The 19,718-nt window shown below is 67.4% G+C and carries 23 protein-coding genes; 20 read left to right on the top strand and 3 right to left on the bottom strand.

Features of this window, described 5'->3' with window-relative positions; genetic code table 11:
• The 15 genes from HY726_09115 to aroC all read left to right on the top strand — a co-directional run.
• Window positions 1-1,632, top strand: a 1,632-nt coding sequence (locus tag HY726_09115) for a tetratricopeptide repeat protein (GenBank protein ID MBI4609156.1), incomplete at its 5' end; no start/stop codon positions are given.
• A gap of 129 nt (window positions 1,633-1,761) precedes the next feature.
• Complete coding sequence (locus HY726_09110; protein ID MBI4609155.1) at window positions 1,762-2,511, top strand: prepilin peptidase; 750 nt, start codon at window positions 1,762-1,764, stop codon at window positions 2,509-2,511.
• Between the two features lie 47 nt (window positions 2,512-2,558).
• On the top strand, window positions 2,559-3,020 hold the full coding sequence (locus HY726_09105; GenBank protein MBI4609154.1) for a hypothetical protein: 462 nt from the start codon (window positions 2,559-2,561) through the stop codon (window positions 3,018-3,020).
• A gap of 212 nt (window positions 3,021-3,232) precedes the next feature.
• Window positions 3,233-3,766 carry a prepilin-type N-terminal cleavage/methylation domain-containing protein gene (locus tag HY726_09100; protein MBI4609153.1) on the top strand — a complete coding sequence of 178 codons (534 nt, stop codon included), beginning with the start codon at window positions 3,233-3,235 and terminating at the stop codon, window positions 3,764-3,766.
• Between the two features lie 37 nt (window positions 3,767-3,803).
• On the top strand, window positions 3,804-4,961 hold the full coding sequence (locus tag HY726_09095) for a hypothetical protein (GenBank protein MBI4609152.1): 1,158 nt from the start codon (window positions 3,804-3,806) through the stop codon (window positions 4,959-4,961).
• Between the two features lie 115 nt (window positions 4,962-5,076).
• Window positions 5,077-5,601, top strand: coding sequence for a GspH/FimT family pseudopilin (locus HY726_09090; protein MBI4609151.1), 525 nt, complete (start codon window positions 5,077-5,079; stop codon window positions 5,599-5,601).
• A gap of 12 nt (window positions 5,602-5,613) precedes the next feature.
• On the top strand, window positions 5,614-6,084 hold the full coding sequence (locus tag HY726_09085; protein MBI4609150.1) for a prepilin-type N-terminal cleavage/methylation domain-containing protein: 471 nt from the start codon (window positions 5,614-5,616) through the stop codon (window positions 6,082-6,084).
• 12 nt (window positions 6,085-6,096) lie between these two features.
• Window positions 6,097-6,885: a type II secretion system protein gene (locus HY726_09080; protein ID MBI4609149.1), complete on the top strand. Its 789-nt coding sequence runs from the start codon at window positions 6,097-6,099 to the stop codon at window positions 6,883-6,885.
• 10 nt (window positions 6,886-6,895) lie between these two features.
• A complete protein-coding gene (locus tag HY726_09075) occupies window positions 6,896-8,182 on the top strand; it encodes a hypothetical protein (protein ID MBI4609148.1) in 1,287 nt (428 codons plus the stop codon).
• Between the two features lie 196 nt (window positions 8,183-8,378).
• Window positions 8,379-9,470 (top strand): type IV pilus assembly protein PilM, encoded by a 1,092-nt coding sequence (gene pilM, locus HY726_09070; protein MBI4609147.1) that lies wholly within the window; start codon window positions 8,379-8,381, stop codon window positions 9,468-9,470.
• A complete protein-coding gene (locus HY726_09065) occupies window positions 9,467-10,018 on the top strand; it encodes a PilN domain-containing protein (GenBank protein MBI4609146.1) in 552 nt (183 codons plus the stop codon). Before pilM ends, HY726_09065 begins: the two co-directional genes overlap by 4 nt.
• A gap of 3 nt (window positions 10,019-10,021) precedes the next feature.
• Entirely contained in the window at window positions 10,022-10,618 is a 597-nt protein-coding gene (gene pilO, locus HY726_09060; protein MBI4609145.1) for a type 4a pilus biogenesis protein PilO, read from the top strand.
• Window positions 10,615-11,076 carry a pilus assembly protein PilP gene (locus HY726_09055; protein ID MBI4609144.1) on the top strand — a complete coding sequence of 154 codons (462 nt, stop codon included), beginning with the start codon at window positions 10,615-10,617 and terminating at the stop codon, window positions 11,074-11,076. Before pilO ends, HY726_09055 begins: the two co-directional genes overlap by 4 nt.
• Window positions 11,077-11,089: 13 nt before the next feature.
• The gene (locus HY726_09050) at window positions 11,090-13,753 is read left to right on the top strand and encodes an AMIN domain-containing protein (GenBank protein MBI4609143.1); all 2,664 of its coding nucleotides are present in this window, start codon (window positions 11,090-11,092) and stop codon (window positions 13,751-13,753) included.
• Window positions 13,750-14,922 (top strand): chorismate synthase, encoded by a 1,173-nt coding sequence (gene aroC / locus HY726_09045; GenBank protein ID MBI4609142.1) that lies wholly within the window; start codon window positions 13,750-13,752, stop codon window positions 14,920-14,922. The genes HY726_09050 and aroC overlap by 4 nt, the downstream gene beginning before the upstream one ends.
• Before the next feature lie 157 nt (window positions 14,923-15,079).
• On the opposite strand, the gene HY726_09040 is transcribed toward aroC, so the two are convergent.
• From HY726_09040 to HY726_09030, 3 genes are all read right to left on the bottom strand, one after another.
• Window positions 15,080-15,349 (bottom strand): hypothetical protein, encoded by a 270-nt coding sequence (locus HY726_09040; GenBank protein MBI4609141.1) that lies wholly within the window; start codon window positions 15,347-15,349, stop codon window positions 15,080-15,082.
• Window positions 15,350-15,675: 326 nt separating this feature from the next.
• Complete coding sequence (locus tag HY726_09035; GenBank protein MBI4609140.1) at window positions 15,676-16,095, bottom strand: PIN domain-containing protein; 420 nt, start codon at window positions 16,093-16,095, stop codon at window positions 15,676-15,678.
• Window positions 16,092-16,292: a hypothetical protein gene (locus tag HY726_09030; protein MBI4609139.1), complete on the bottom strand. Its 201-nt coding sequence runs from the start codon at window positions 16,290-16,292 to the stop codon at window positions 16,092-16,094. Before HY726_09030 ends, HY726_09035 begins: the two co-directional genes overlap by 4 nt.
• 80 nt (window positions 16,293-16,372) lie before the next feature.
• Between HY726_09030 and aroB the strand changes: the two genes are divergently transcribed.
• From aroB to HY726_09005, 5 genes are all read left to right on the top strand, one after another.
• On the top strand, window positions 16,373-17,485 hold the full coding sequence (aroB, locus tag HY726_09025; protein ID MBI4609138.1) for a 3-dehydroquinate synthase: 1,113 nt from the start codon (window positions 16,373-16,375) through the stop codon (window positions 17,483-17,485).
• Between the two features lie 54 nt (window positions 17,486-17,539).
• The gene (locus tag HY726_09020) at window positions 17,540-18,202 is read left to right on the top strand and encodes a tetratricopeptide repeat protein (protein ID MBI4609137.1); all 663 of its coding nucleotides are present in this window, start codon (window positions 17,540-17,542) and stop codon (window positions 18,200-18,202) included.
• A 7-nt stretch (window positions 18,203-18,209) separates the two neighbouring features.
• The gene (gene efp / locus HY726_09015; GenBank protein ID MBI4609136.1) at window positions 18,210-18,788 is read left to right on the top strand and encodes an elongation factor P; all 579 of its coding nucleotides are present in this window, start codon (window positions 18,210-18,212) and stop codon (window positions 18,786-18,788) included.
• Between the two features lie 6 nt (window positions 18,789-18,794).
• Window positions 18,795-19,259, top strand: a complete 465-nt coding sequence (gene accB, locus HY726_09010; protein ID MBI4609135.1) for an acetyl-CoA carboxylase biotin carboxyl carrier protein — start codon at window positions 18,795-18,797, stop codon at window positions 19,257-19,259.
• Between the two features lie 102 nt (window positions 19,260-19,361).
• Window positions 19,362-19,718 (top strand): acetyl-CoA carboxylase biotin carboxylase subunit (locus HY726_09005; protein MBI4609134.1); only part of this gene is annotated, 357 nt, incomplete at its 3' end.

Here is a 19,718-nt window from a genome sequence, read left to right as displayed (position 1 = left end):
TACCTCGTGTGGGGGATGAACCCCTTCGGCTACCACCTCACCAACCTCCTCCTCCACGCCGCCAACGCCGCGCTCTTCTTCCTCCTCGCCCTCCGCCTGCTCCGCCTCGGCACCACCGCCGTCATGGAGCCCCACCTCCGCCTCGGCGCCGCCGCCGCCGCCCTCTTCTTCGCCCTCCACCCCCTGCGCGTCGAGTCCGTGGCCTGGGTCACCGAGCGCCGCGATGTCCTCTCCGGCCTCTTCTTCCTCCTCGCCCTGCTGACCTACCTGAGAGCTGTGGAGGCCCAGGCCACGCGCCGCCGGTGGCTGGCCGGCTCCATCGCCCTCTACGCCCTGGCGCTCCTGGCCAAGTCCAGCGTGATGACGCTCCCCTTCGTCCTGGTCCTCCTCGACTTCTACCCGCTGCGCCGGCTCGCTGGGCGGTGGCGGGACTGGATCGCCCGCCCGGCGTGGCCACTCTGGGCCGAGAAGATCCCGTATCTCCTCCTGGCCATCGCAGGAGCGCTCATCGCGCTCTACGTGAAGCGCTTCGAGCTCACTCCGTTCGACGCATATCCGCTCTCGACCCGTGTGCCTGTGGCGCTCTACAGTCTCTGGTTCTACGTCTGGAAGACCCTGCTCCCGCTCGGGCTCGCGCCCATGTACATGCTGCCAGCTCGGGTGAACCCCCTGGACCTGCCCTTCGTCGTGAGCACGGTCGCGGTGACCGGCATCACTGCCGCGCTCCTCCTGCTCCGGAGAACGTGGCCGGCAGGCCTCGCCGTCTGGGCCTACTACGGGATCATCCTGGCCCCGGCGCTCGGCATCGTCCACGCCGGACACCAGATCACGAACGACCGGTACAGCTACCTCGCCTGCCTCGGCTGGGCGCTCCTCGCAGGCGCCGCCGTATGCGTGGTTCTCAGCGCCCGCCAGAGCGGAGCCCTGGGGCGCTGGTGGGCCCGCGCTGCGGCAGGGGCAGCGGTGGTCTGGCTCGTCGGTTTCGCCGCCCTCACCTGGCAACAGATCCAGGTGTGGCGAGACACGGACACGCTGTGGCGGCACACCCTCGAGTTCGAGCCGGAGTGCGCCGTCTGCCACTCGCAGCTCGGCGTCGTCCTCTACAACCAGGGCATCGCCCTGTCCAACCAGAGCCACCTGGAGCTGGCGCTCGAGTATTTCCATCGAGCGCTCGCCCTGAGGCCGGACTACGTCGGATTCCATCACAACCTCGCCCTCGCGCTCACGGGCCTCGGGCGGCTGCCGGAGGCCATCGAGAACTTCCGGCGGGTGATCGAAAAGTACCCCGACAAGGCCTACGCGCGAAACAACCTGGCCGTGGCACTCATCAGGCAAGGAAGACTCCAGGAGGCCGTCGAGCAGCTCAGGTACGCAGCCCGGCTCGCCCCTGACAACCACGAGGTTTACTCGAACCTCGGGACAGCGCTGACCGAAGCCGGCAAGCCCGAGGAGGCCCTCGCGCATTACCGTCACGCGATCGAGCTGAAGCCCGACGCCCCCCAGCCCCGCTTCGGGCTGGCCCACGCCCAACTACTTCTCGGGAACCCCGCCTCGGCTCAGGAGCAGTACGAGGTCCTCAAGCGACTCGACACCCGCCTGGCGAGCATGCTCTCGCCGCTGGTGAATCGCTGAGGCACCCGCCGCCCCTGGCCCGCGTCGAGCCGACTCTTCCGAGGCTGGGCGAGCCGGCGGCGCCGGGCAGGATGCTACAGTGTCGGCATCGGAAGGGCCAGCGCAGATGCGGAACGAGGACGATAGAGCGTGATCACGCTCGCGGCGGTACTCCTCGGCGCCGTGGTGGGAAGCTTCCTGAACGTGGTGATCACGCGCCTACCGCGAGGCGAGAGCCTCATCAGGCCGGCGTCGCACTGTCCGCGCTGTGGGCACCCGATCCGCTGGCACGACAACGTCCCGATCCTGAGCTTCATCTGGCTCAGGGGGCGGTGCCGCGACTGCCGCGCCCCCATCCCCTGGCGCTACCCCGCCGTCGAGGCCGCCACGGCCGGGCTCTTCGGCGTCACCGCCTGGCGAATCGGCCTACAGGTTGATCTCATTCCGACGTGGCTCTTCCTCGGAGCGCTGGTCGCAATTACAGGCATCGACATCGAGTACCAGCTCATTCCCGACCGGATCACGCTGCCCGGAATCGTCCTGGGAGTCCTGGTCAATCTCGTCACTGGTCATGTCACTCTGGCACAGTCCCTCCTCGGAATTTTGGTCGGCGGAGGTACATTTTTTGTGGTTATCGTCGTCAGCAGGGGTGGAATGGGAGGGGGGGACATGAAGCTCGGAGCAATGATCGGCGCCTTCCTCGGCTGGAAGCTCGTAATTTTAACGATATTTTTCTCGGTTTTCCTAGGGGGTGGAATCGCAACGGTTTTGCTCGTTTCCGGGATACGGCGAAGAAAAGATCCCGTGCCATTTGGTCCATTCCTTGCAATTGGTTCGACGGTAGCTCTCTTCTGGGGGAATGAGGTTCTTCGGTGGTACCTCAGGGGGTTCGGAAACTAGGAAGGACCGACGCGTGGCGGGCGCGCCTCCACAGCGACGAACGCGGAGTGGCCCTGGCGGAAATCCTCATCGCTCTGACCCTGATCGTCATCGGCCTCCTCGCCCTCGCGCAGGCGATGCAGGCTCTCGCCTGGAACATCAACCAGTCCAGCGTCAAGACCAAGGCGGTCTTCCTCGCCCAGCAGAGGCTGGAACAGGTCAAGAACCGCGTCTGGTGGATCGGCCCGCCGCTTCAGGACACGCTCGGCGTTTCGCTGGATCCGGCGAGCGCTCCAGCAACGTTTCCTGACGAGACGTACGGGAACATCCCCGGATACCCGAACCATCGGCGCGCTGTCAGGATCATCGACTGCGGCGCCGCGCCTGGCTGCGGCAGCCCGCCGATCGAGAGCCCGGCGCTCCGGCTGGTGACCGTGAGCGTCTCCTTCCGGCCGTTCGCGGTGGAGGGCGGCGTCAACGCCACGGGCGAAGAGTCGCTCCAGGTCACGACGCTGGTCGCGCGGCGATGAGGGTCCCTGTTCGTTCGAGCGCTGGCTTTGCCAGCACAACCAACTCGGGCCTCGCCTCGTGGCTCTCCTCGCCTGCGGCTCGTCGGCAGCCCCTCGGCTCGAACTACCACGGGGGGAGGTATCGGAAGGGGCGGGTACCCGCGGCACACCCGCGCGCGAGCGCGGGGGGTCGGCGTGGGTACGCCCCCCTCCGAGTCTGGATGAGGGTCGCGATGGAGAGCTGGCGGGACAAGCGAGGCCTGACGCTGGCCGAGCTTTTGGTGGCGGTCGCCGTCGTGGGGCTCCTCCTGGCCGGCGCCCTCGCCATCCATACGAGCGGGCTCCAGACCTACATCGCCGGGGCGACCCGGGTCGAGGCGCAGCAGAACGCCCGCTTCGCGCTGAGCCGGATCGCCCGCGACATCAAGACCGCCTCCCAGGTCCTGACCGCCCCGCTGAGCCCGAGCGACCTCCAGTTCTCCGGCCTCGACGCCGTCGGCAACGCCGTGACGATCAGGTACCGGCTCGTGGGGTCCGCCCTGGAGCGGACCGAGGGCGTGAATCCCGTGGAGACCCTGATCGGCGGCGTGAAGTCCCTCAGCTTCGCCTACCGGGACTCGACGGATGCCGTCACCACCACTGCCTCCGCGGTTCGACGAGTCGATGTCACGCTGAGAACCCAGAGCGAACAGGCGGAGCAGGCGAGCCTTCCCGAGGCTGCCCTGTCCGAGCTCACGACGACGGTAAGGCTGCGAAATGCGCCCTGAGGGAGGCGCGTCGGACCAGGCCACCGGTAGGGCCGTGATGCCCGACCAGCGGGGTGTGGCCATCCCGATGACCCTTCTGGTGTTGCTGCTTCTCTCGGCGCTGACCGCGGGGTTCGCCACGCTCAGCTCCAACGAGCCCCAGATCGCCGCCAATCTCAAGCAGGAAACCGAAGCGCTGGCGCTGGCCGAGGCCGGGATCGAGCGCGTCATCTGGGCCCTCAACAACCCGACGACTCCGGACGGGCTCGCCTTCCCGCTCCCGGCGACCATCCCGGACCCCTACACCGGCGCGACCGACCTCGCCCTCGGCAGCGGCGTCTACCGGGTGACGGTCGCGGCAGGGGCCACGGCGAGCGAGGTCGCCGTCACCTCGGAAGGGCGGGTGCCGGGCTGGACCGCTTACCGGGGCAGACGGACCATCGCGGCAGTCGTGACGGGCCTGCCCAACCTGAACCCTCCCTGCGCTGTCTGCGCTAAGGGCGGGCTGACCGTCGGCAACAAGACGATCGTCGACAGCCGGACTTCCACCTGCGGCAGCAAGCGCGCGAGCTATTCCACCGCGAGCACCGACATCCAGGGCGTGGAGAACAAGACGCAGTACGGCCTGTTCGCCGCCGATGCCGACGCGAACACCCCGAACCAGGCCACCGACTACTCGGAGAACGTCCCGGCCTCGACCTTCGACGCCTTCACCCTCACGCCGGACCAGATCAACCTCCTCAAGGATCTGGCGAAGGCCAGAGGCACCTACTACCGGGGCGCCGTCACCCTCTCGGGCTCGGTCCCCGACGGCATCGTCTTCGTGGACACCGCGAGCGGCGACCCGATCGGGAGCCCCCCGAACCCGCTCGACTTCGGCTCCGTTGCGATCGAGGGCAACGTCGGCAACGCCAAGGGCTGGATCCTCGTGATGGGGGACCTGAGCGTCCGCGGGGAGTGGCTCTACTCCGGCCTGCTCTACGCCGCCAACCGGGTAGCCCTGTATCGCGCCGAGGGGCTCGGCGAAAACAACAACTCGCTGAGCGGCGCGATCATTGCCGGGAACGTGTCGGCCTCCCCGGACGCGATGCCCTTCAACACTTCGCTGAGCACGAAGACCAACATCCAGTACAACTGCGACAGCATCAGGACAGCCGGCAGCACCGTTCCCGCATTCTTCGTCAAGCCGGGGAGCTGGCGGGAGGTCGGCGGGTAACCGGGCGGGCGGCAGCCCGAGCATGCCGCCCCGATCCCCTCCAGGCTGCCCCGCGCCCCGGCCCTTGCCATTCCTCCGAATCCTGGGGTAGTTTAGACTTACGAGGGATCGTCAAATGCCGGTCTTCTGCACCCAGGGGGCTCCCCGTCCGACCGGACGGCTCGCGACGCGCCGTTCCGGCCTTCGGCTCGGGAGCTCGCGGGGGTTCACCCTCATCGAGCTGATCGTGGTGATCGCCGTCATCGGGATCATCAGCGTGACCGCCGTCCCCATGTTCCTCAGCTTCCTCCAGGCCCAGCAGACGCGCGGGGCCGCCCAGCAGGTCGTCACGCTGCTGAACCAGGCCCGCCAGCTCGCCATCACGCGGAACACCTCCTACCAGGTGCAGGTGGACACTACCAACAACCGGCTGCGCTTCGTCAGAACCTCGGACAGTACGGCCTATGTCGGGGCGGGAACCGACGCAAACGGCTACATGACACTCGCCAACGAAACCAAGCTCACGAGCGTCACGGCCAACCCGGTGTTCACCGCGCTCGGCGCGGCGAGTACGGCTGGAACCATCACTGTGCAGAACGCCCAGGGGACCTCGTCCCTGAGCGTGGCCGTTAGCTTGTCGGGGCGGATCAAGATCCAATAGGGGACACGCGCCATGAGGGAACGCGGTTTCACGCTCATCGAAACGCTGATCGCAATCGCCATCCTGACGGTCGGGATCATCGGCGTTGGGGCGACGCTCGCGATCCAGACCAGCGGGGTGGCCTCGGGCATCTCGTTCGGCCAGGCCGCGGTCACGCGGGGTCACTACGTCTCGACGGCCGCCATGCTCGCCCAGGAGCGGATGGAGCAGGTGAAGCGGCTGACATATACCGTGACAGTTGACGACTTCGGCGGCGGCTCTACGCCGACAGGCTTGTCCGACGAAGACTACAACACCATCACGATCCCCGGCTACGGCAACTTGAAGTACGGCAACTTCAAGCGGCAGGTGCGAGTCGAACACACGACCCCGGCTGCGAACATGAAGACGATCAAAGTCACCGTGACCTACAAGCTCCCCAAAGAGGCCAGCATCAGCGAGGAGAGCCTCACGATCGGCACGATCATCGCCGCGCGGCCCTAGCGAGGATTCGACGTGACACGGCTCAGTCGGGAAGGCGGCTTCACCATGGTCGAGCTGCTCGTCACCATCGCCATCCTGGGCATGGTGGCCGGAGCCGTCTTCACGGTCTACCAGGTCTTCCAGCAGACCTACACGCGCGCTTCAGGGCTGGAGGACGCCCAGCTCGGCGTCCGCGCGGGCCTGGACCGGATGGCCACCGAGCTTCGGCTTGCCGGGGCTTACTATACCGGCGCCAGCAACGCGGGGGCCGCGATCACCGCGGCCACCTCCACGAGCATCACCTTTCTCGGCGACATCGACGCGGACACGCTCAGCAGCGCCGGAGCCGAGGTCCTGCTGTCGAACGCCGCCGCCAGCGGGGCCAACCAGATCGTCGTTGACCGCGCCACGGGCTTCTCCGCCAGTGAGTACGTCCACATCGCTAACGGTGCTTTCCGGGAAGCGAGACAGATCGTGTCGACCTACACCGCCGGAAACACCACCATCCCCCTAGCCACGGGCACGACGCTCACGCGTGCCTACCCCGCAAACAGCATCGTCCGCTCCGTCGAGAGCGTGACGTACAGCTACGACTCGTCGGCAAAAACCCTCACGCGGAGCCTGAACGCCGGCACCGCCGAGATTGTCGTCGACAACGTCTACGGCCTGACGTTCACTTACTACAAAACAGACGGGACGACGACCACCACGACTGCCGCCGACATCTATGAGATCCAGATCGGCCTCACCACCCAGGGGAGCGACGGGAGCCGCCGCACGCTGAACTCGCGGGTGCGCCCCCGGAACCTGGGCCTCTCATAAGGGGGATACCATGGAGCGATACCTGCGCGCGCTCACGCCGAACCGATGCGACGAGCGAGGGGTCGCGTTCCCGCTGGCGCTCATGGCCCTCATGGTGTTCGCGGCCCTCTCGGCCGCGATCCTGACCATCGGCGGCTCCGAGGTCCAGATCTCGGCGAACCTCCTCCGCGACACCCAGGCCCGCTTCATGGCAGAGGCCGGACTGGAGGAGGCGTTCAACTATTATCGAAGTGACACGAGCCGCCTCCCCGCCTCCACCGCCGCGTACTCAACCACGGTGACGACGATCACCGGCAACTTCTTCGGTCCGGGCGACTCGCTCTCGGGCTACGGGAGCTACGCCGTCACGGCGCAGACCGTCGGTCCATACACTGTCCTCATCACCTCCACGGGGACGAGCGCGACGGGGTCGGCCTCGAAGGTCCTCAGGACGCTGGTCACCATCGGGTTCACCTCCAACGACGCCATCCGGAACAACGGAGATTTCGACCGCAATGGCTCGGGCTCACGCCCGACGACCGCGGGAACTTGCGGAAGCGCTCACGCGAATGAGGATTTCACGAAGGATGGTAACCCGACCTTCGAGCAAGGCCTCACTGCCACCGGCAGCGCCGAGTCGCCAGGGACGGGAAGCAAGCCCAAGAAAACGGTGCCGACCATCAGCTCGGCCGATTTGCGGAAAACGGCCAGGGCGACGAACCCCACCACAACCTTTGACATGAAGCCGGACGGGACTGTCGTGGACGGCGACAACGCGAGCCAGACCCCTACGTGCACCGTTACAGGTTCAGGGGCGGGGGCTAAGGCCAGCCGCACTTTCCGCGGGTGGAAATGGGAAGTGAGCGGGAGCACCTGTACCGGCACTAGCACCTGGAGCTTGACCAGCGACACCTCGGCTAGCGGCGCAACGTACTACTTCCAGCAAGACGTCGATCTCACCGGCGGACCAAGCATGCAGGCGACCATCATCACGACGGGGAACATCCAGGTCAGCGGCAACGTCAGCCTGACGCCCCACCTGACCGACACCCTCCTGATCGCGGACAAGGATATCGACCTCGGCGGGAACCCGGCGTCAACCGTCCAGGGGCTCATCGCCGTCCACGAGCAGATTAAGCTCCAAGGGAACGTCAAGGTCACCGGCTTCATCCTCGCTGAGAACGCCGCCGCCGTTAGCTCCCTGGTGACAGCATCTCCGGGGGCCGTCCAGATCTCGGGAAACCCCCAGGTCGAGTATAACTGCGGCGGGAGCCCGCCGATCCCGGGGCCGATCCGCTTCCTCGCCTGGGGGATCTAGCGGGGCGCACCCGGCGCGCGGTTCAGGGTCACAGCCGAACCGCGATCCCTGGCCTCCGCGGGCCCTGCACCCCCTATCCTTCGGGGGAGTCCGATTAATTGACTTTGCAAATTCCGGGCCTCTATAATCTTTTTGCTTATTTCAAAACGAGTTTTGTGCCACCCGGGAGGCTTCCCGTCGCGGGAGGAAGCAGCTGATGGGTCTGTTCCCCACGGAAAAGCTGGCGGGGCTCTTCAAGAAGAAACAAGACGTGCTCGGCCTCGACGTGGGGTCGAGCGCCGTCAAGCTGGTCCAGCTCGGGCTGGGCCCCAAGGGCTACCTCCTCCAGGCCATGGCAATCGTCCCCCTGCCGCCGGAAGCGATCAGCGAAGGCGCCATCAAGGACCCCCCATTGGTTGTGACCGCCATCAAGGAGGCGGTGACCAAGGCGGGAGTCAAGGAGAAAGACGCGGTCATCGCCGTCTCGGGCCGGGAGCTCAGCGTCCAGAAGTTCCAGCTCCAGAAAGTGCCGCCCAAGGAGCGGGACGGCTTCATCCGGATCCAGGCCGAGGGACAGATCCCCTTCCCCATCGCCGAGGTCTACTTCGACTATCAGATCGTGGCTGAGTCGCCCGAGGAGACGGGCACGATGGATGTAATGCTCGTCGCCGCCAAGCAGAGCAAGGTCAACGAGTACGTCGCCGTGGTGGAGGGAGCCGGGCTCACCCCCTTGGTGGTGGACCTGGACTCGTTTGCGCTGCAGAACCAGTTCGAGATCAACAACCCGGACCTGCTCCAGGAGGTCGTGGCGCTCATCGACGTCGGGGCCTCCATGATGAAGACCAACGTGGTCCGGGGCGGCACCTCCATCTTCGCCCGCGACATCCCGTTTGGCGGCGATAGTTACACGCAGGCGATCGCCGAGCGGCTCAGTGTCCCCTTGGACAAGGCGGAGGCCGTCAAGCGCCGCGCGGACGAGAGCGTGAACTGGGACGAGGTGGCCCCGGCGCTGGAAGAAGTCTCACGGGAGCTATCCCTGGAGATGCAGCGGACCTTCGACTACATCGCCTCCAGCACAGAGGCTGAACAGATCAGCCGGATCGTCCTGTCCGGCGGCTGCGCCAAGCTGGCGGGGCTCGACGAGTTCCTCGCCTCAAGCTGGGGCATCCCGGTGGAGATCAGCAAGCCGTTCCAGAACGTCGAGTTCGACCCCGCCCGTTTCCCGGCCGAGGAGCTAGAGGCTGCCGGTCCCCTGCTTGCGGTCGCCGTGGGCCTCGGGATGCGGCGCCCCGGGGACAAGGCCGCATGATCAAGATCAACCTGCTCCCCGCCCGCCCCCGCAAGGCGATCGCCATCGAGCTGCCCGCGCTCCCGTGGTTCGGAATCCTCTTCGGCATCGTATACCTGGTGGTCTTCGGCGGCGGGCTCTACTGGTACCGGGGACTCGCCCAGGAAGCCAGCCAGCTCGCCGCCGAGAAGGCCCAGCTGGAGGCGGAGCTGAAGACGCTTGAGGCCGCCATCGCCAAAGGGAAGGCGTTCAGAGAGAAGGCCCAGGAGCTGGAGAAGCGCCTCGCCGCCATCGAGCTGATCGCGAAGAACCAGGCGCGCCCGGTCTACCTCCTCGACGCCCTGGCGGACATGATCCCGCGCGACCTCTGGCTCACCGGGTTCGAGGAAAAGCAGAACCAGCTCCGCCTCCTGGGCAGCGCCTATTCGCCGACAGCGCTCGCCGACCTCATGTCGAACCTCCGCGGCTCGGGGCAGTTCAAAGACGTTGACCTCGTCCTCTCCCGCCGGGATCCGGCCAAGAGTCCCCCGGTCGTCACGTTCGAGGTCGTCTGCTCCTTCGGACTCTGAGCCATGGCGTTCGAGTTCATCACCGAGGCTCCCGGCTGGCAGAAGGCGGTGCTCGGCATCCTGCCCCTCGCCTTCATCGGAGGCGGCGGCTACTACTTCGTGGTCTCGCCCAAGCTGGCCGAGGTGCAGCAGCTCAGCGGGGAGAAGGACGCGCTTCAGAAGAAGGTGATCCAGGGCAGGACGGATCGCAAGAACCTGGCCGGTTTCGAGGCGAAGGCGAAGGAACTCGAGCAGCGCGTGACCGCCGCGCGCGAACGGCTCCCGGCCGAGAAGGAGATCCCGAAGCTCTACCGTCAGATCTCGGACCTGGCCACGCAGCAAGGCCTGACGGTCAGCCTGTTCCAGCCAAAGGCGCCCCAGGACAAGGACTACTATGCCGAGGTCCCCATCCAGCTCAACGCCGATGCGGGGTACCACCAGCTCGGCGAGTTCTTCGAGAAGCTGGCCAAGCTCCCGCGCATCGTCACGCTGGGCGACTTCAGGCTCGTGGCGATCGAACGCCCGACGGGCACGCTCCAGGCCGAGCTGACCCTGCTCACGTACCTCGCCCGTCCCGAAGGGGCACCCAAGCCGAAACCTCCCCCCGGAGCGAAGAAGTGAGGCGTCTGGTATGGACGGCCGCTGTGGGGCTCGTCGGCCTTCTCAGCGGGTGCGGGGGAAGCCCGCCGCCCGCCCAGGCGGCCCAGGTGCCGGCGCCCCCGCCGCCGAAGCCCGCGGTCACGCCGAGGGAGCCCCAGGTCAAACCGCTCCCGGCGATCGCCTACCAGGCCAGGGGACGGCGAGATCCGTTCAGGCCGCCCGTCACGGAGGTTCAGGAGAAGGGAGGCCCCACCGGCCTTCAGACCGCGTCGCTCAAGCTCGTCGGCATCGTCCAGGGTCGCGACAGCCTGCTGGCGCTGGTGGAGAGCGCCGACGGACTTGGATACATCCTCCGACCCGGCGACCTGATCGGGGATGGCCGGGTGGCGGAGATCGGGCCCGACAGTGTAACCTTCACTGTGCCCGGGCGACCGGGGCAGCCGCCGACCCGCACAGTGCTGAAGCTCAAAACGGACTGAGGAGGGACGGGCGATGACAGTGGCTCGATGGATTTTGGCTCTCGTCGTCGCGCTGGGGTCCCTGGCCCCGGCAGCCGGGGGGAATCCGTCCGCGGAATCGCTCGTCCAGCTGAAGGACATCACCACGGAGGCCAGGGAAGACGGCCTCACGGTTCAGCTCCTCACCACCGGCCAGCCCACGTACAAGCACGGGCTGATCGATACCCCCTGGCGGATCGTCATCGATCTGGAGGGGACCGCGTACGGATGGCGGACAGCTCCCCTCACGGTGAACACGGACCCGCTCCGCCAGATCCGCGGCAGCCAGTACCGGAAGGGCGTGAGCCGTGTCGTCCTCGAGCTCTCGCGCAAGGTCGGGTACCGGCTCGCGGAAGGGCCCGCCGGGCTCACCGTGAAGCTGGAGCCGTCCCCGGTGGTGCGAAGCAAGGGGGAGCTCGGGGCGATCGTGCCGGCCCAGGCGATGCCCTCGGAGGGGGGCTCCGCCCCCCTTCCGAACCTCCCCCCAGAACGGGTTGCGCCGGCGGAGCCGGCGCTCGAACGCACGTATTCCGGCAGCAAGCAAGCGAAGGCCGAGCCGGAGAAGCCGGCGACCGCCGAGACGCCGAAGCCCGTGGCCAAGGCCGAGCCGGTGAAGGCGGAAGCGCCGAAGCCGGTGGAACTTGTCGTCGCGAAACCCGTTGAGAGGCCCGTGGCGAAGGCGGCGGCACCAAAGCCCGTGGCCGAGGCTGAGCCGGCCAAGCCAGAGGCCGCGAAGCCAGCCGAACGCGAGCCTGCCAAACCCGTCGCGACGCCTGTGGCGAAAGCCGAAGCGCCCGCCGTCGCGCCCAGGCCCGCCGTCGAGCCCAAGGCCGAGCCCAAGAAAGAGAGCACGCAGCCTCAGGCCCAACAGGCGCCCGAGCCCGCCCCTGCGCTAGTCCGTGTCGCTCAGGCGCCGAGCGCCCCGGCCCAGCCGCCGGCCCCGCCGCCGGGCCAGCGGCTCATCTCGTTCGACTTCAAGGACGCCGAGATCGTGAACCTCCTCAGAATCCTGGCCGCCGAGAGCGGAAAGAACATCGTGGCCGGTGAAGACGTCAAGGGGAAGATCTCGATCACGCTCCGGAACGTCACGTGGGAACTGGCGCTGGACACCATCCTGGAGGCGCGCGGGCTCCAGAAGATCGAAAAGGAGAACGTGATCCGCATCGTCTCCTCGGAGCAGCTCGCCAAGGAGAGCGAGCTCAAGGCGAAGGCGGAGGAGGCTCGGGTCAAGGCGGCGGAGGCCAAGGCCAAAGCAGAGGCCGAGATCAGGGCCAAGGTCGCCGAGGCCCAGCTCAAGGAGCAGGAGGTGCTCCAGCGCAAGCTCGCCGCCGAGGCCGCCAAGGCCGAGGCTGAGGCCCGCGGCCCCCTCAAGGAGGAAACGATCCGCCTCAGCTACGCCGATCCGGAGGACGTGGTAAAGACCCTCATCGGAATCCTGGGCATCCCACCCGAGGGGGCCCTGCCGGCGGAGCCAACCGTGCTTCCCGGCGCGCCGCCGCCGATTGCTCCGAGCGTGCCCACCGGCGCGCCACCGATCATGGAGCCCCCGTTCTCCCAGCTCTACGGTCCCGGAGCCCAGCCGCCGCCGAGGCCAACCGTTTCTGTCTCGGCTGAGGTCCTGGCCAAGGGGATCACCATCCGGGCCCACAAGCCCACGAACTCGATCTTCATTCGCCACTACGAGGCGGATCTGGAGCGGATCAAGAAGCTGATCAGAGAGAAGCTGGACGTGCCGCTCCCCCAGATCAAGATCGAGGCGCGGATGGAGATCCTGGACCGGAGCGCCTTCGAGGGCGTCGGGATCCAGCTCGGCGGGGCCCTGTTGAGAACCGCCGGCCGGTCAACCATCGTGGGGAAGGGCTTTCAGAACATCAGGCCCTCCGTCGGGGACAAGGCGTTCGAGAAAGAGGACCTCGCCAGCACTCCGCCGTTCCGGCTCTTCTCCCCCAACCCGGCCTTCGTCGGGCTCCTGCCCATCAACCCGGGCACTGGCCTCCCGACCGGGTTCAACCTGGTGACCCTTCCCCTCAGCCAGACCCCGGCAGGAGCCATCCATTTCGGGATCGTCGGCACCAAGTTCAACCTGAACCTGGTCCTCGAAGCGCTGAAGACCCAGGGCAAGACCACGTCCCTGGCGCGCCCCGAGATCATCACCGTGGAGAATACCAAGGCCAGCATCAGCCTCGGCGAAGAGATCCCGTACGCGACGGTCAGCTCGGCGGGCACCCAGATCCAGTTCAAGGAAGCCCTCCTCAAGCTCGAGGTGACGCCGACGGTGGTGCGCGAGGCCGAGTTCAACAGGATCAAGATGAAGGTCGTCGTCGAGAACAACGCCCGCGGCGCTGCCACCGTCAACCTCGGCTCCGGCGGGTCGCCGCCGGTCATCAACCGGCGCAAGGCCGAGACGGAGGTTCTCATCAAGGAAGGCGAGCACCTGGTCATCGGCGGCGTGACGCAGCGCACGACGAGCGAGCTCGTCAGGAAAGTGCCCATCCTGGGCGACATCCCCATTCTCGGCTGGCTCTTCAAAACGCGGGAAAGCTCCATCGACCCGGACCGGGAGCTCGTGGTCTTCATCACGCCGACAGTCCTCAAGACTGACCAGTCCGTGGCCAGCACCCCTGCGCAACCGCCGAGCAGCAGGCCCAGGACACCGTGAGCACCGCGTTCAGGTTCCTCACCGCGGGTGAGTCGCACGGCGAGGCCTTGGTCGCGGTCGTGGAGGGCGTCCCCGCCGGGCTGCCACTGACCGAAGCCGACATCAACACCGACCTGGCGCGCCGCCAGAAGGGGTACGGCCGCGGCGGCCGGATGAAGATCGAGCGCGACCGGGTCCACATCCTCTCCGGCGTCCGCTGGGGTTTCACTCTCGGCAGCCCGATCACCCTCCAGATCGCCAACCTGGACTGGGAGAACTGGAAGGCCACGATGTCCGTGGCGCCTCCCGAACCCGGCGCGCCCGCCAAGCAGGTCACCCGCCCGCGCCCTGGCCACGCCGACCTCGCCGGCGCCATGAAATACGGCCACAAGGACATCCGAAACGTGCTGGAACGCTCGAGCGCGCGGGAGACCACCGCGCGAGTGGCCGTGGCAGGGGTCGCCAAGCGTCTCCTCCGCGAGTTCGGGATCGAGATCCTGAGCCACGTGGTCGAGATCGGTGGGGTTCGCATCGGCGAGGTGGACCTCCCGTGGGAGGAGATCAGGCGCCGGGCCGAGGCCTCGGAAGTGCGGTGCGCCGACCCCGAGGCTGAGGCGCGGATGATCGCCGCCATCGACGCCGCCAGGGACAAGGGGGACACCCTCGGCGGGGTCTTCGAGGTCGTGGCGGTCGGCTGCCCCGTCGGCCTGGGCTCCTACGCGCAGTGGGATCGACGCCTGGACGGCAGGCTCGCCCAAGCCTTCTGCTCCATCCAGGCGATCAAGGGGGCCGAGATCGGCCTCGGGTTCGAAACCGCCCGCAGGCCCGGCTCCCAGGTCCACGACGAGATCCTCTTCGACCACGACGCGGGCTTCAAGCGCGCGAGCAACAACGCGGGAGGCCTGGAGGGCGGGGTCACGAACGGCCAGCCCGTCGTCGTGCGGGCTGCGATGAAGCCCCTCTCGACCCTCAGGACTCCGCTCCGCTCGGTTGACGTCGCCACCAAAGAGGCGGTGGAGGCGGTCGTGGAACGGAGCGACGTCTGCGCCGTCCCCGCCGCCGGCATCGTGGGCGAGGCGATGATGGCCATCGTCCTGGGCCAGGCTTTCCTCGAGAAGTTCGGCGGCGACAGCCTGGAGGAGATCCGCCACAACTACCAGGCCTACCAGGACTCGCTGAAAGCCTGGTAGCTGGTAGATTGTAAAGAGGAGGTGCTCGAAAATGCCTCAGAGGTTAGCAAGCCGTGCCTGGATGAGGATCAGTCTGACGCTGGCTGTCGGCGCGGCGCTGCCCGCTCTCGCACTGGCCCAGGAGATTGGCGAGGTGCGGGACCGGTTCATTCGTTCCTCAGCGGCCGCGGAGGTCGCGCTCGAACGGGCGCTGCGGGAGGCATCGCCAGAGGCACGGCCGGCCCTTGAGCGGGCGCTCGGCGAGGTGCGAGCCGCGCGGGGGCGCACGCTTGAAGAGCTGACGAAGGCACAGAGCGCGGCTGGTGCCGGTGTGGAGGGGCGCACCCGGGCGCGTGAAGCCGTGGACCGTGGGACCCAGGTTCATCTGCGAGTTCTCCAAGACGTGCTCGGCAAAGTTCCCGAGCAGGCGAAGCCCGCAATCGAGCATGCCCTCGAAGTCTCAAAAACCGGCCGCGAGCGCGCGCTCGGTGCTGTTGAGGGCGAACGCGGGGCGGAAGCGCGTCCCGGCCCTCCATCGGGAACACGGATCGGTCCCCCAAGCGGGGTGAGACCCGGACCACCTGCGGGAATCGGCGGTCCACCGAGCGGGGTTCCGGGAGGACCGCCGGGCGGCGTTCCTGGGGGGCGACCAGGTGGACGGCCCGGCCGCTGAGACTGCAAGTCCAGCCAGCTGAACGTTTCAGGCAACCAAGGTCGGAAGTCTGTCTCCATGACGGAAATCACGGTTAATATGGGTTCGCGCTCCTACCGGGCTTAGAGCACGATGACGAGGGAGAAAGGGACTATCTGTTGGATGAGCCGAAAATCGCGCTCGTTTCGCGTAAGCACAGTGGCTCCGATCTGTCTGCTGGACAAGGCGATGAGGCAGTCGTTCACTAACCGGAAACGCCGCCGGAGATCGAGCCTATAGTGCTGCTGGAGCACGCGGAGGGCGGAACCGGCCCGCCAGAAGGTCGCAGGGGATGGAGTCAGCAATCGTCCTGTTCGGCGGAAGGTCCGATAAAGGTCGCGGACGGCCTCTGCCGCCGCAGGCTCCAGGGCGCCCGCCTGCAGTTCGAGGAGCACGACCGTGCTCATGTAGCGGACCAACGGCCGCGCCAGCAGCAGTTCCTCATGCAGGCCAGCCTCCATCCAGTCGATGTACAGGTCGGAGTCAAAGATGACCCGCGTCATCGGTCGAAGAGCCTCTTGATGCGGCCTTTCCGCTTGATACGTCGGAGCGTTCTAAGAATCTCCGCCTCTGCGAGAACAAGATCCATCGCCCCCTCCAGGGCCTCGGTCTCGGTGGCGCTGCCGAGGATCGACTTCACGCGTTCGAGCTTGTCCTGGTTCAATCGCAGGTGCTTGTGTCGTACGGGAACCGACCCCATGTTGCCCCCTCCTCAAGGATGTACATAAAATCATATATCATGTTCATACCGAGCGGTCAAGAAGTTACCGATAACGAGCGATGACGGAAATCACGGTCAATTTGGGTCCGCGCTCCTACCCCATCGTGGTCGGTGCGGGAAGCCTGGACACCGTCGGCGAGCGGCTCCGCGGCCTGGGCGTCGGTCGGCGGGCGGTCCTCCTGAGCGACAGCTCGATCATGGCCCGCTACGGACCGCGCGTGACCGCGAGCCTCGCCGCCGCCGGCTTCACGACCACGGAGATCCTCGTCCCCGAGGGAGAGACGGCCAAAACGCTCGACCTGGCGGAGCGGTGCTGGGAGGCCTGCCTCGCCGCGAGGCTCGATCGGACCTCGACGCTCCTCGCCCTCGGCGGCGGCGCCGTGGGCGACCTCGGGGGCTTCGTAGCGGCGACGTACATGCGAGGGATCCACCTCGTCCAGCTCCCCACGACGCTCCTGGCCCAGGTCGACGCCGCCATCGGGGGGAAGAACGCCATCAACCATCCCCGGGTGAAGAACCTGATCGGCACCTTCCACCAGCCCCGCCTCGTCATCGCCGACCCTCAGGCGCTCCTGACGCTGTCCGACCGGGAGTTCAAGTCTGGCCTGGCCGAGGTGGTGAAGCACGGGATCGTCCTGGACGCCGGCTACTTCGCCGACGTCGAAGCCCACGTCGCCGAGCTCCTGAGCCGCGACCTCCCGACCCTCGAGCGCATCGTCACCGGCTCCTGCCGGCTGAAGGGGCGGGTCGTCGAAGCCGACGAGACCGAGGCGCAGCTTCGGGCGGTGCTGAACTACGGCCACACGATTGGCCACGCCCTCGAGGCGGCCACCAGATACTCGCGGTGGAACCACGGTGAGGCGGATGCGCTTGGGATCGCGGTCGAAGCTCTGATCGCGGAGCGCCTCGGGCTGGCCGATCCTGAAACGACACAACGGCAGGTCCGGCTCCTGGAGGCCATCGGCCTCCCGGTCACGTTCTCGGGGGTGGAGGTCGGCGCCGTCCTCGAGGCCATCCGCCACGACAAGAAAGCCCGGGAGGGAAAGGTCCCCTTCGTCCTCGCGCCGAGGATCGGGACCCACCGGCTCGTCTTCGACATTCCCGAGGAGCTGGTCAGCGCCGTCATCCGGGAGATCCAGGCCGAGGCCCTTGCAGGGGGTCGCCGGCGCTGAGCGGGCCCCGGCGGTTGACAACCTTCGCACCCACCCCGTATAACAGCACCAGGTATGGCTGATGCTCTCCCTCGCTCCGGCGGGGCAGGCCCCGCACAGGATCCGTCGGCTGCCAGCGCCATCCGCCGGTACGAGGAGTGGCTGGCCAAGGATCCGACCTCGCTGGCGTTCGCCCCGCTGGCCGAGGCCTACCGAAAGGCGGGACGGACCCGGGATGCGATCGCGCTCTGCGCCGCGGGGCTCCAGCGGTATCCCCACTACACGACGGCGCGCGTGATCCTCGCCAAGGCCTATCTCGCCGAGGGAAACCAGGACGGCGCCGTCGCGGAGCTCACGGCTGCCGTGTCCCAGGCTCCCGATGATATCCGGAGCCACAGGATGCTTGCCGACCTGGCGCTCAAGCGGGGTGAGCTGGAGCGCGCCATCGCGCACCTGAAGCGCGTGACCGAGCTGGATCCTGCCGACCGCGAGTCCCGGGCCGCGCTGGACCTGCTCGCTGAACGGCGCGCGCCCGGCGAGGGGTCGCCGATCCTGCGGCTCCTGGACGACGACACCTTCGTGACGGTCACCTTCGGGACCCTCTGCCTCGAGCAAGGGCTGACGGACGAGGCAGCCGCGATCTTCCTCCGGATCGCCAGGCGCGATCCGTCGAACGGGTCGGCATGGCGACGCCTGGAGGAAGCGCTCGCTGCCCGGCGCGAGCGCCGAAAGGGGTAGCGACGCGATGCAGGTTTCCACGAACGACTTCAGGAAGGGGCTCAAGATCGAGGTGGACGGAGCCCCGTACACGATCGTGGACTTCCAGCACGTCAAGCCCGGGAAGGGTGGCGCGTTCGTCCGGACCAAGCTGAAGCACCTGAAGCTGGGGACCGTGATCGACAGGACCTTCAGGGCCGAGGAGAAAGTCCCGCTGGTCGACTTCGAGGAGAAGCGGATGCAGTTCCTCTACCGGGACGACCGCTTCCATTTCATGGACCTGGAGACCTACGACCAGATCGCGCTCTCGGAGGAGGAAGTCGGCGAGGCCCGCGACCTCCTCAAGGAGAACACCGAGGTGGACGTGCTGTACGTGGCGGACGCGGCCATCGGGCTCGAGCTCCCCACCTTCGTGGAGCTCGCCGTGGTGAAGACGGACCCGGGCGTCCGGGGCGACACCGCCTCGGGCGGGTCCAAGCCTGCCACGCTGGAAACGGGCGCCGTCGTCACGGTGCCGCTGTTCATCAACGAAGGCGACCTGGTCAAGGTGGACACGCGAACCCGCGCCTACATCGCTCGTGTGGGTGTCGCCTCCGGTTCGGGGTAAGGCGGAATGCCCCAGACCCCACGGCGTGCGGGTGCGCCGCCGATCAGCGAGATCCGAGAGCTCGTCGAGCTCGCGCTGGCCAAGGGGCTGGCCGAGCTGGAGGTGAGCTGGGGGGAGATCCGGATCCGCATCCGCCGGGAGGTCGCGCCGGCAACGCCGCCGGCCCACGGCGGGGGGTTCGCCGCGGCCGCGCCGGGTCCCGTGGAGGTCATCGCCCGCGAGGGGGCCCAGCTCGTCACGATCGAGGCGCCCATGGTCGGCACCTTCTACCGCGCGCCCTCCCCCGAGGCGCCCGCCTACGTCAACGAAGGCGACGTGATCAAGGCCGGGCAGATCCTCTGCATCATCGAAGCGATGAAGCTGATGAACGAGATCGAGTCCAAGGTGGCCGGGCGGATCGTGAAGGTCCTGGTGGACAACGCCCAGCCCGTGGAGTACGGCCAGCCGCTCTTCCTGGTGGAGCCCGCATGACAGAAAGCGGGTCACCCCCTCACCTTTGATCCTCTCCCCCTCGAGGGGGAGAGGGAAGGGTGAGGGGGATCGCGCAGCACCGCTTCCTGCAGTTTGAAACCGATGTTTCATAAGATCCTCATCGCCAACCGGGGGGAGATCGCGCTACGGGTGCTCCGGACGTGCCGCGAGCTGGGGGTTCGGGCAATCGTCGCGCACTCCAGGGCCGACGCCCACTCGCTCCCGGTGCGCCTCGCCGACGAGTCGATCTGCATCGGGCCCGAGGACCCGCAGTCGAGCTACCTCAACATCCCTAACATCATCTCCGCGGCCGAGATCACCGACAGCGATGCGATCCATCCGGGCTACGGCTTCCTGGCCGAGAACACGGCCTTCGCCGAGATCTGCCGCGCCTGCGGGATCGTGTTCATCGGCCCCTCGCCGGAGGCGATCCGCCTGATGGGCGACAAGGCCCAGGCC

The sequence above is a fragment of the Candidatus Rokuibacteriota bacterium genome, assembly GCA_016209385.1.
Taxonomy (GTDB): Bacteria; Methylomirabilota; Methylomirabilia; order Rokubacteriales; family CSP1-6; genus JACQWB01.
Note: the sequence above shows the minus strand (reverse complement) of the source record. Positions and strands in the feature narration are given on the sequence as shown.